The organism is Kaistella palustris DSM 21579, from assembly GCF_000422265.1.
Lineage (GTDB): Bacteria > Bacteroidota > Bacteroidia > Flavobacteriales > Weeksellaceae > Kaistella > Kaistella palustris.
In genome coordinates this window covers 25,627-37,805 of record NZ_KE383813.1, presented here as the reverse complement: position 1 = coordinate 37,805, position 12,179 = coordinate 25,627, and the positions used below count along the sequence as shown (strand labels likewise).

Sequence of the window (12,179 nt, the reverse complement as noted above, 5' to 3'; positions counted from 1 at the left end):
AAGGCTGCTTCATTTTGGAGTGGTCTTTTTTCTTTTTAATAATTTCACCACAGAATATTTTTATTAATAAATTAGTGGTACACAATAACGCATGGGAAAATCATGAAAAGTAATCTCCATCGTTTTCACCTCGCACAGGAAAAGACTATTGGCCACGCCCGTACCGAAATGAGAAAAGGCAAAAAAACCAGCCATTGGATGTGGTATATATTTCCACAAATCAAAGGTTTGGGCAGATCGGAAACAGCCCGAAAGTTTGACATCCAAAACCGGCAGGAAGCTCTAGAATATCTTCAGGATCAAATTTTGGGCGGGCGGCTTCTTGAACTCACGCATACTTTAGTTGAAGACATTAGTGGAAAATCCGCTGAAGAAATTTTCGGTTATCCCGACTGGCTGAAATTTCACTCGTGTATGACTTTATTCAACCTTACTGTTTTAGATCAGCCGCAGACCTTTGATGATGTAAAATTTACGGTTTTTAAAAAAGCCCTCGATAAGTATTATAATGGCGAATCCGACCCGGCTACTGTTGATATTTGGGAAGCGATCTCTTGAATTTTTGGAAACTGTCAGTAAATAAAATGTGAAATCCTGTGGCAATCCGCCATTTTATTCAGCATATCTTCCGGTTTAAATGGGCTTTTGGTGAACTTTAGCAATAAAAATGATTTTCGACAGCTGCCGCCTGAAAAGTTATACTTAAATTCGTTGGCCAAAATATGAAGTAGAGAAGCGCCCTTGCGCAGTAAAGTTTTAATGGCCCAAAAAGGACAGATAGTAGAAATTCCCGCGAATTCTCCTTTATACAAAGAATTTCCGCCGCGGTTCACTTCCAGAAAACAAGAACTTCTGTTCAGATCGCGGGTTCCGCATTATACGCTTTTCGATGGATTCCTTGTCGGTGAACATCAGGGACTTAGCGGGTTTCAACTTGGTCAGCGCAAAGGCATTAATGTGGGTGGCAAAAACGCGCCGCTGTTTGTCATAGGCTTCGATATCACAGAAAACCGGCTCTTTGTGGGCGAAGGTGAGGCGCATCCCGGCCTGTTTACCCGCACATTTGCTTTTCACGCGGCTCAGTTTAAATGGTACCGCGACATTCCTTTTCAAGCTCAACATGCAGACCACGGCCTCAGTGTCGAAATCCAAACTTCGTTTAATAGCAAAATAATCCCCGCAAAACTTTTTCTTTTCGAGGATCAAATTTTTATTGATTTCGACAGGAAGGTTTGCCGTAAACTACAGAATCAGTTTTTCGGCATATACCGCAACCAAATCCTCCTTGCAGATTTAATTTAATAATTTATAAACATGAAAGTAAAATTTACCTTTTTAGGGCTTCTTCTCTCGTTTTTAATGCATGCGCAATCCGCGCCGGCTTACTATTCGGGTGTAGATTTTGCCAAAACCAAAAATGCTTTAAAAGCTGACCTTGCGGCTTTAATTACATCTACGCACACCAAAACAATTTCCTACAGTGAACTGCAGACTTTGCTTAAATCCAGCGATGCCGATCCGGAGCAACCCGGTAACCTGCTTTTGATTTATGGTTCTGCGACTTCGGGTACGCATCAGCGGAGCCGGAGTATCAACGGCAGCTGGAACCGCGAACATGTGTATGCCAAGTCGAAAGGTACGCCGAACCTTGGCACTTCCGGTCCGGGCGCCGACGGTCACCACCTGCGTCCGGCTGATAATACGCTGAACAGCACGCGCGGTAATCTTTCTTTTGATGACGGCCTGGGCGCTCTTGCCTACAGAACAAGCCGCGGTGGCTGGTTTCCCGGCGATGAATGGAAGGGCGATGTGGCGCGAATCCTTATGTATATGTACGTTCGATACAATCAAAGATGTCTGCCTTTGAACATTACAATGAATCCAAGTACTTATTCACCGGATTTCCCTGATATTCTGTTGAAATGGAATATTGAAGATCCGGTTTCTGAATTTGAGATCCAGCGTAATAATGTGGTAGCAGCCACACAGAAAAACAGAAATCCCTTTATTGATAATCCTTATCTTGCCACTGTGATCTGGGGCGGACCGGATGCGCAAAACACCTGGCCCGACACTTTCAGCGGCGGCGCAGCAACTGATGACGAAGCACCAACCGCGCCGGCAAATTTAGCAGTTACCGAAACTACAGCCAGCAGAATTTCCCTCTCGTGGACTGCGGCAACAGATAATATCGGTGTTACCGCATATTCGGTTTTTGTCGATGGCAATATTTACGCAACGGTTGGAACAACAAGCGCTAACGTGACCGGTCTTACTCCGGAAACTACATACAGCTTTCATGTTGTGGCCAAAGATGCGGCGGGCAACGTATCACCGGTAAGTTTAACGGTTCAGGGAACTACACTTCCCGCGGGAACATCCGGCGAAGGAACTACTTGCGGTACCGAAGATTTCGAAAATGTTCCGTCAACCGGCAGTAATCCGCCGGCATCTACTTACGCAGACAGAACCTGGTCTGGTAACGGAATTGTGTGGAATGCGACCAACGCACGTACAGATAAGCAGATTTACATTGACGGGGATACGAACAAAGCCATCTGCATTAAGAAAGGTTCCCTTAAATCATCGGTGATTTCCGGTGGAATTGGCTCACTGAAAGTGAAAACCTATCTGCCGTTTTCCGATTCTGCAGGGAATTATACTTTGCTGATCAATGGCGTTGTAAAAGGCCAGATCCCGTATTCAAAGACTGCGAAAACACAGACTATTGAAAATATAAATGTGGCAGGCGACGTAGTGATTGAGCTGATCGACCAAACCACCAGTAACAGGGTTTCTTTTGATAATCTTTCGTGGACTTGTTATACGCCGATGGGAGCAGAAAATGTATCGCCGAACACCCAGAAAATTTCGGTATATCCGAATCCGGTAAAAAACAGCGAGTTCGTTATCAGCGGAATCAGTTCCAACGAAACGGTGAAGATCTACAGTTTGACTGGCCAGCTTTTAGAAACTGTTCTGAATGTGAACAACAAACAAAAAATAAGTCTGACCCATTTACCAAAAGGCGTTTATTTTATCACGACGAAAACACAGTCTGCAAAAATCATTGTAAACTAGATCGTTCAGATATTAGCAAAGAGCCGGGAGATTTTTCTTCCGGCTTTTTTTGATGAAAATTGCGTCGTATTTTTTTGAGTTAACTCAGACCAGTTTTTCAATTTCGGCCAGGTTTTCGTTTCTGAGATTCAGATAAATGGTATGGTGAAAAGTGTTGAGCTTTTTAAGATATGATAGAAGCGTTGCCTTTTCGCGGGCGTTCAGTTTGCCCGACATGATCTTAGAAACGACTGTAATGTCTTTCATAGTTTCGAAAAAAACTTCCTTTCCTTTTTTTGTTACCGAAATACGCACACTTCTTTTATCGGATTTATCGGGCTTTTCAGAGATAAGGCCGTTTTTTACCAGCCGTTTGATGATCTCAATTCCCGACTGTTTTTCGTGCGCGTTTTTTTCGATAAGCTGGCTTTTGGTTAAAGAATCGTAATCCATCAGGCGAAACAGATAGGTAAAATCGTCATTTACAAGATTACTGTTATTTTCAAGAGCTTTTTTAATAAGATGTTTGGAATAACGGCCGAGCAGAATGACCTGTTTTGCAATCTCATTTTCCAGATCGTAGACCTCCAGATCATATTTTTCGGTCAGGTTCGTGGGATTTTCCTTTTCGTATGCTTTTTCATTAAGGAAATTCCGAAAATCTTCCACCTTGGCAGTATTCGTGTAGGCAGCACTTTCTTCAAAACTTTGCAGATCCTTTAAAATCTCGATGAGTAATTCTATGTTCATACGTGGTATAAATTAAAGTTGCAGCCGAAGGTGATCAGTAGACTATTACAATATCAAAACCTACAACTAAAGCAAGCGTAAAGTTACATTTAAATTAAAAAGTTACAAAGCAGTTTTTCTTTTTTGGTGGCCACACACGAGCTAAATCAGGCTGCGGCGCAAAACCGGCAGGCAACCACAGAAGGTATTAATTTTTTATTAAATCATCTAATTAGAATGCTTTTGGACTAATGTTTGCTTTTCTGATTTGGATTATTACAGAGAATTTCTTGCCTGATCTATTTGAATTAAAATTTCTTTTCAGCAAAGATATCTGAATGATAACCACTTTCTTTAACCTTAAAAATTACGATTATGGGACAAGCACAATCTCCACACCAAAATCTGGCCGGCAATGCGGCGATCAAAAAAATTAAGGACCTTGCCGAAGAGGCCAGAACCTGTTTTTTTTCTACTAAAATCGGAAAAGATACACACAGCGTTCCGATGACCTTGCAGGAAGTTGATGAGAACGGAATCTTATGGTTCATCAGTTCATCCGAAAGTGAGCACAACCGCAATATTCAGGAAGATGTGCAGGTGCAGCTTTATTTTATGAACGGTTCATCTTACGAATATGTTTTTATAAAAGGTAACGCCTCGATTTCTAAAGACAGGGAACTTATCGAAAAATACTGGTCAGACTTTGCCAACGCCTGGTTCGACGGCAAAGATGATCCGCGTGTGACCGTGATTGGTGTAAAAGCGCAGGATGGATATTACTATGAAACCAAAGACAATAAGGTTTTTGCCATGGCAAAGATGGTTTTCGCCGCAGTCACAGGCAGCAGGAATGAAGACGGTGGAATAGAAGGCGGTTTGGAAATCTAAATATGCTACAAAAACTAGCAACTGTCGTTACAATTTCAGCATATTTCCTTTTATATTTGGCAGTTGCTATTTAACATAATGAAGAACTTCGACCGCATAAAAGAAAAACTCGAAATACTTGCAGATGCCGCAAAGTACGACGTTTCCTGTTCCTCCAGTGGCGGGAACCGCAAAAATTCAAACGGCGGTTTGGGCGACAGCCATGCCAGCGGAATCTGCCATTCCTACACCGAGGACGGACGCTGTGTTTCACTGCTCAAAATCCTGCTGACCAACCACTGCATTTACGACTGCGCATACTGCGTCTCCAGAAAATCCAACGATATCAAACGCGCAGCATTTACAGTAGAAGAAGTGGTGGATCTTACCATAAATTTTTACCGCAGAAATTATATTGAAGGACTTTTTCTGAGCTCCGGTATATTTACAGATGCCGACACCACCATGGAAAGGCTGGTTCGCGTGGCCAAGAAACTGCGTACAGAACATAAATTCAATGGGTATATTCATTTAAAATCCATTCCGGGAGCCAGTGACGAAATTATGAAGGAAGCAGGTCTTTATGCCGACCGCCTTTCAATTAATCTCGAAATTCCGACCGAAAAAGGATTGAAACTTCTTGCACCCGAAAAATCGCATGATCAGATGATCAAACCGATGGGCTTTATTAAAAATGAACTTATCCTTTATAAAGAGGAAAAAAAGATATTCCGGAAGGTACCGAAATTCGCACCCGCCGGCCAGTCTACGCAAATGATTGTGGGCGCCACCGATGAGACCGATTTGAAAATCATAAAGGTTGCCGACCATTTCTACCAAAACTTTAACCTAAAACGCGTTTATTATTCCGGCTACGTGCCAATGCTCGAAGATGCGCGGTTGCCGTCTGTGCATTCGCAGGTTCCTATGTTACGCGAAAACCGCTTGTATCAGGCTGACTGGCTGATGCGCTTTTACGGTTTCGCGGCTGATGAAATTGTAGAACGTTCAAATCCCTTTCTTGATCTTGAAGTCGATCCGAAACTTGCCTGGGCTTTGCGGAACCGTGAAAAATTTCCGGTGAATATCAATACCGCGTCCAAGGAAATGATTTTGCGCATTCCCGGCGTGGGCACAAAGTCAACTAATAAAATTTTACAGGCGCGGCGTTTTCAAAAACTAAACCTGGAACATTTAAAAAAAATCGGTGTGGCCGTAAACCGTGCTAAATTTTTTGTTGAATTCGAAAGTCAGAATATTTTTACAAAATACATCGATGATCAGAACTTACGGAAGATCATCTTAAACGGGATGAAGTCGAAATTTCAGAATCCTTTTTCTGAGCAGCTTTCACTATTTTAATGACCACAGTTATTTACGACGGCAGTTTCGGCGGTTTGCTCACAGCTGTTTTTGAGGTTTTCGAATATAAATTTTCTGACGTGGCGATCATCAGCAAGGAAAATTATCTGCACGAAAATATTTTTGCAGAGCTTCACGAAGTCTTTTTCAATGAAGAAAAATCGGAACGTGTATTAAACAGAATTAAAGCAAATCTTGGCAAAGATGGCATATCAAAACTCCTGATGGTCTATTTCTCCGAGAAGCCCGAGTTGGAAAACTTGATCCTTGAAGCCGTGCGGTATTCCGTTAATAACCCCAACCAAAATGTACTTCAGAATTTTGCAGATGAGCACATGATGGAAATTGCAAAAACGGTAAAATCAGTAGGTCGCGAAATCCACCGTATGCACGCATTTGTGCGTTTTGAAAAACTGCAGGATGACGTGTTTTTTTCTAAAATTGAACCTGATTTTAACCTGTTGCCATTAATCCTGAAGCATTTTAAACACCGCTACCGCGATCAGAAGTGGATGATCTTTGATCTGAAAAGGCATTACGGCATTTATTATGATCTAAAGGAAGTTGAATTCTTTTATCCGGAAGAACTCTCGTTTGCAAGTCTTTCAAAAACGGAAAGTGTACTTCACGAAGAAGAAATTAATTATCAGAAACTGTGGCAGCGGTATTTTATCAAAACCAATATTCCGGAACGGAAAAACTTAAAACTTCATGTAAAATCCCTGCCGAAACGGTATTGGAAATATCTGACCGAAAAACCGTAAAACCAAAGCGTTAAAGCTCGCCCTTAATGGAAATTATCAGGCCGCCGACTGCAATCTTCAGCCAACTGGTATGGAAATGGCTTCAGCTTTTACCGGACCGCAAAAGCCTATAAAGGTGCTTGCATCCATAAGAAATTTACACTCCTAAGAAAGCGTATGAAACTGATCAAATTTACCAGCAAAGGTCTTTACTGCATACCCGGGAAATTCTACATAGATCCCTGGCGGCCGGTTGATTTAGCGGTGATCTCGCACGGTCACGGCGATCATGCAAAGTGGGGTATGAAGAAATATTTATGTCACCACTATACAAAACCGATTCTGAAGATCCGCATTGGTGAAGATATTGACGTGCAAAGCGTTGGTTATGACGATCCGCTGATGATTAACGGTGTGAAGGTAAGCTTTCATCCTGCGGGGCATATTGTAGGCTCTTCGCAGATCCGCATGGAATATAAAGGTTATGTCACGGTTTTCTCCGGGGATTATAAAGTGCAGGACGATGGCATTTCAACACCTTTTGATGTCGTTCGCTGCAATGAATTTATTACCGAAAGCACTTTTGGGCTGCCTATTTATAACTGGCTTACGCCGGCACAATATTCGGAGCAGCTGCGGGTTTGGGTTGAAAATAACCGCCAGCAGGGGAAAACTTCTGTGTTTGTGGGATATTCCCTGGGCAAGGCGCAGCGCATCATGAAATCGGTGGAAGGTTTTGGGAAGATATTCGTACACAGTTCAATTGGCCGTTTAAATGAAGCCATCGAAAGTGTAGGCATTGATTTGCCGGATTATGAAACTGTTTTATTTAATGATGATCTGAAAAAGGTAAATCAGGAAATTGTGATCGTTCCGCCGGCGCTGCTCGACAGTAATATGATCCGCAAAATTCCCAACCGCGCAACGGGTTTATGTTCCGGCTGGATGCAGGTTCGCGGTTCCAGAAGGTGGCGCTCTGCCGATGCCGGATTTGCGATTTCCGACCATGCAGACTGGAGCGGACTTTTGGAAACTGTAAAGGCTACCGGTGCTGAAAAAGTTCATGTCACACACGGCCAGACTGCTGTTTTCTCAAAATATTTAAATGAGATCGGCATCGAAGCTTTCGAAGCCAAAACCAACTTCGGCGACGAGGAAGAAAGTGCAAAAGAGGAAGTTGAACCGCAGAAAGAACAGACAAAATAGAAACCAATTATGGAAATTGGAAACTCCATTTAAGACAAAATTTTTTAGAATTTACAGATTCCTATTTTTTTTAAAAAATGAAACATTTCGCAGAACTCATTTTATCCCTGGAAAGCAGTAATAAAACCACCGCAAAGATCGATGCGATGGTCAATTACCTGAATGTGGCTGCCGACAAAGATAAGTTATGGTTTCTCGCACTTTTTACGGGTAAAAGACCGAAACGTCCCATCAACACCAATTATTTAAAACAGTGGGCGCTCGAAATTACCCATCTACCGGAATGGCTTTTTCTGGAAAGTTACAGTTCCGTAGGTGATCTGGGCGAAACGCTTTCACTTATTTTACCCGCTCCCGAAAACATCATCGATAAATCATTAAATCAATGGATGTCGGAATTGTTGGAATTAAAAGCCAAAACCGACGACGAAAAAAAGCAGTATGTTCTGGAAAGCTGGAACGGTCTGGATTATACCGAGCGTTTTATCTTTAATAAGCTGATCGGCGGCAGTTTCCGCATTGGAGTTTCAAAAAAACTCCTCATCAATGCACTGGCAAAATATTCAGGCATCGACACGAGTCAGCTCATGCACAGCATTATGGGAAAATGGACGGTTGATGATGTCAATTTTGAGGAACTGATCCAAGGCACCAATATTAATCCTGACAATTCCAAACCATTTCCGTTCTGCTTGGCTTATCCGCTGGAAAAGGAACCTGCCGATCTTGGTGATCTGGAAGAATGGCAGGCAGAATTTAAGTGGGATGGCATCCGCGGTCAGTTTATTAAAAGGAACAACGAAATTTTTATCTGGTCGCGTGGCGAAGAACTTGTGAATCCGCAGTTTCCTGAACTGGTAGAAGCACTTTCGAAACTCAATGGCGATTTTGTGCTCGATGGGGAAATCCTGGCGGTAAAAGATGATGAAGTCTTGAACTTTAATGAACTTCAAAAACGCCTGAACCGGAAAACCATTTCTGCGAAGATGATGAAGGAAATTCCTGTCGCCACCTTTGTTTATGATATCCTGGAGCTCGAAGGCGAAGATCTGCGCGAAAAGCCAATGGTTGAGAGGCGATTAATTCTGGAAGAACTGATTGACAATTCCGACATTGAAAATATCAGGATATCAGAAATCGTACTTGCAAAAGATTGGGAAGAACTTGCCGAAATCCGCGAAAAATCCCGTGATAACAACAGCGAAGGTCTCATGCTGAAACAGAAAAACTCCCATTATCATTCCGGCCGGAAAAAAGGTGACTGGTGGAAATGGAAAGTCGATCCTTTAACGATCGATGCGGTTTTGATTTACGCCCAGAAGGGTAGTGGCCGTCGCAGTGGTTTCTATACCGATTATACTTTTGCGGTGAAAAAAGAAGACCAACTGGTGACCATTGCTAAAGCTTACTCCGGTTTGACGGATAAAGAAATAATGGAAGTCAGCCGCTTTGTGACGAAAAATTCACTTGAGAAATTCGGGCCTGTGCGGACTGTAAAACCGGAACTTGTTTTCGAAATTGCTTTTGAAGGTATAGGTTTCAGCAACAGACACAAAAGTGGAGTTGCCCTGCGATTTCCGCGGATTGTAAGATGGCGGCGCGATAAGACCGCAGCAGAAATTGATGATATCGAAGAAGTGAAAAAATTAATTACCTGAGAATTTTAACCGCAGGGACTTTACAAAAAAAGCCTGCTTACCGCTGAATGGAAAACGACTTTAAAAATACCGACGGTTTACAGATCATCATAAAATGGCTGGCGGCGAAAGAATTTTCGCCCTTCTCTTTTCAGCTGGAAACCTGGGAAAAGTATTATAAAAATTACAGCGGAATGGTAGTGGCGCCCACGGGATTTGGAAAAACATATTCGGTTTTTCTGGCGGTTATCATTGATTTTTTAAATTTTCCTGAAAAGTATGGCGATGGTTTAAAACTTATCTGGATCTCGCCGTTGCGGGCTTTGGCAAAAGATATCGCAAAAGCCATGCGCGACGTTATAGATGAGATCGGCTTAGACTGGACTGTTGGCGTGAGAAATGGTGATACTCCCGTTGCGGAACGTGCGGCACAGACAAAAAAAATGCCCGACATTCTGCTGGTGACACCCGAAAGTATGCATCTCCTGTTAGCGCAGAAAAATCACCAGCGGTTTTTTAAAAACTTAAAATGCATCGCCGTAGACGAATGGCACGAACTCCTCGGCGGTAAACGCGGCGTCTTAACGGAGCTCGCTCTTTCCCGTCTGGTTTCGTATCAAAAGAAAGTCAGAATTTGGGGAATTACCGCAACCATCGGGAATCTGGATGAAGCGCTGGAAGTGCTGATTCCTTACAGAATCAAAAAGACAAAAGTTGTTGCAAAGGAAAAAAAGAAGATCGATATCATTCCCGTTTTACCCAATGAAGTCGAAATCCTGCCCTGGGCCGGACATCTCGGTCATAAACTCGCTGACAAAGTTATTCCCATTATTCTCGCAAGCAAAACTACCTTGGTCTTCACAAATACCCGAAGCCAGGCAGAGATGTGGTATCAGATTCTGTTGCAGCAACACCCCGATTTTGCCGGCCAGATCGCCATTCACCACAGTTCCATCGATAAAGACCTGCGCATCTGGATCGAAGAAAATCTGAGTTCCGGATACCTTAAAGCGGTCGTTTCTACCTCGTCGCTCGATTTAGGCGTAGATTTTAAACCTGTGGATACCGTGATCCAGATCGGCTCCAGTAAAGGCGTTGCGCGTTTTCTGCAGCGCGCAGGACGAAGCGGACATTCACCTTTTGAGACTTCAAAAATTTATTTTGTTCCCACGCATTCCCTGGAACTTATTGAAGTAGCGGCGTTAAAGGAAGCGGTAAAGCAAAAGGTCATCGAACCGAGAGTTCCCATGGTCATGACGTTTGATGTGCTCGTGCAATATGTGATCACTTTAGCTGTTGGCGAAGGTTTTAAGGAAGCTGAAACCTTTAATCAAATTAAAAATACATTTGCTTTCCGGGAAATGTCAGAAACGGAATGGACTTCGATCATGCGGTTCATTACGGTCGGCGGCGGTGCTTTCAAGAATTACGAAGAATTTCATAAAGTCGTTATTGAAGACGGAGTATATAAAGTGACAAGCCGGAGAATTGCCATGCTGCACCGCATGAATATTGGCGTGATGGTGAGCGATGCCATGTTGAAAGTAAAGATTTTGGGCGGCGGTTATGTTGGAATGATCGAGGAATATTTTATCACGCGCATGAAAAAAGATGATAAATTTATTCTTGCGGGCCGCGTTCTGGAAGTTGCCCATATTAAAGAAATGACCGTGTACTGCCGCAATGCGAAAGGCAAAGCGATGGTGCCGAGTTATCTCGGTGGAAGGTTACCGCTGAGCTCTTATCTCGGACAGTTTTTAAGGTTGAAACTTTCGCAGTCGCTTGATGCAAAATCATCAGAAAAAGAACTGAAATTCCTCCATCCGCTTTTGGCAAACCAACAGGATTTTTCGCATATTCCCAAGCTCGGTGAGTTTTTGGTAGAACTGATCAAAACCCGCGACGGTTATCATCTTTTCATGTATCCGTTTGAAGGCCGGCTCATTCATGAAGTCATGGCCGCACTCATCGCATTCAGGATTTCGAAAATTACACCAATCTCTTTTTCGATGGCGATGAACGATTACGGTTTTGAACTGTTGAGTTCCCAGGAAATTCCTTTAAATGACGAAAATATACAGCAGATTCTTTCCAAAGAAAATCTGATTCAGGACGTGTTGAGCAGCATCAATGCAACTGAAATGGCACGCCGCAAATTCCGCGATATTGCCGTGATTTCGGGATTGGTGATTCAGACTTATCCCGGACAGCAGAAAAACAACAAAAGTTTGCAGGCCTCTGCGGGTTTGATTTTTAATGTTCTGGAGGATTACGATTCTGAAAACATCCTTTTAAAACAGGCTTATGCAGAAGTTTTCAATCAGCAGATCGATGAAGCGCGCCTGGTGGAAGCATTTAAAAGGATAGAAAAGTCCAAAATAATTCTCAAATTTGCAAACGCTTTCACGCCGCTCAGTTTCCCCATCAAAGTCGACAGCCTCCGACAGTCGCTCAGCAGTGAAGACCTGGGCGAAAGAATCCGCAGGATGCAGGCCGAAGCAATGAAGAAAGGAAAAACCATCAGTCAGATGGTCCGTAAAAAATAATGACACCCCTGTTTCTATATAAAATT

General features: G+C 42.9%; 10 protein-coding genes. 9 read left to right on the top strand and 1 reads right to left on the bottom strand.

The annotated features are described in order from the left end of the window. Positions 1-102: 102 nt before the first annotated feature. The 3 genes from H562_RS0112795 to H562_RS0112785 all read left to right on the top strand — a co-directional run bounded on the left by H562_RS0112795 (position 103) and on the right by H562_RS0112785 (position 3,081). Positions 103-558 carry a DUF1810 domain-containing protein gene (locus H562_RS0112795; protein ID WP_027377872.1) on the top strand — a complete coding sequence of 152 codons (456 nt, stop codon included), beginning with the start codon at positions 103-105 and terminating at the stop codon, positions 556-558. Between the two features lie 201 nt (positions 559-759). Then, positions 760-1,302, top strand: coding sequence for a tRNA methyl transferase PRC-barrel domain-containing protein (locus H562_RS0112790; protein ID WP_027377871.1), 543 nt, complete (start codon positions 760-762; stop codon positions 1,300-1,302). A 12-nt stretch (positions 1,303-1,314) separates the two neighbouring features. Continuing rightward, positions 1,315-3,081, top strand: coding sequence for an endonuclease (locus tag H562_RS0112785; RefSeq protein WP_027377870.1), 1,767 nt, complete (start codon positions 1,315-1,317; stop codon positions 3,079-3,081). A gap of 84 nt (positions 3,082-3,165) precedes the next feature. Here the strand turns inward: H562_RS0112785 and H562_RS0112780 are convergent, their stop codons facing one another. Continuing rightward, complete coding sequence (locus H562_RS0112780; RefSeq protein ID WP_027377869.1) at positions 3,166-3,810, bottom strand: MarR family winged helix-turn-helix transcriptional regulator; 645 nt, start codon at positions 3,808-3,810, stop codon at positions 3,166-3,168. Between the two features lie 354 nt (positions 3,811-4,164). Here H562_RS0112780 and H562_RS0112770 point away from each other — a divergent pair, with 354 nt between their 5' ends. From H562_RS0112770 to H562_RS0112745, 6 genes are all read left to right on the top strand, one after another. Further along, positions 4,165-4,680 (top strand): pyridoxamine 5'-phosphate oxidase family protein, encoded by a 516-nt coding sequence (locus H562_RS0112770; protein ID WP_034691174.1) that lies wholly within the window; start codon positions 4,165-4,167, stop codon positions 4,678-4,680. A 78-nt stretch (positions 4,681-4,758) separates the two neighbouring features. Beyond that, the gene (locus tag H562_RS0112765) at positions 4,759-6,021 is read left to right on the top strand and encodes a putative DNA modification/repair radical SAM protein (RefSeq protein ID WP_034691173.1); all 1,263 of its coding nucleotides are present in this window, start codon (positions 4,759-4,761) and stop codon (positions 6,019-6,021) included. Then, on the top strand, positions 6,021-6,785 hold the full coding sequence (locus tag H562_RS0112760; RefSeq protein ID WP_027377866.1) for a TIGR03915 family putative DNA repair protein: 765 nt from the start codon (positions 6,021-6,023) through the stop codon (positions 6,783-6,785). Before H562_RS0112765 ends, H562_RS0112760 begins: the two co-directional genes overlap by 1 nt. A gap of 156 nt (positions 6,786-6,941) precedes the next feature. Further along, positions 6,942-7,970 (top strand): ligase-associated DNA damage response exonuclease, encoded by a 1,029-nt coding sequence (locus H562_RS0112755; protein WP_027377865.1) that lies wholly within the window; start codon positions 6,942-6,944, stop codon positions 7,968-7,970. A gap of 77 nt (positions 7,971-8,047) precedes the next feature. After that, positions 8,048-9,628, top strand: coding sequence for an ATP-dependent DNA ligase (locus tag H562_RS0112750; protein ID WP_027377864.1), 1,581 nt, complete (start codon positions 8,048-8,050; stop codon positions 9,626-9,628). Between the two features lie 47 nt (positions 9,629-9,675). Continuing rightward, complete coding sequence (locus H562_RS0112745) at positions 9,676-12,153, top strand: ligase-associated DNA damage response DEXH box helicase (RefSeq protein ID WP_051190507.1); 2,478 nt, start codon at positions 9,676-9,678, stop codon at positions 12,151-12,153. The last annotated feature ends 26 nt before the right edge of the window (positions 12,154-12,179 follow it).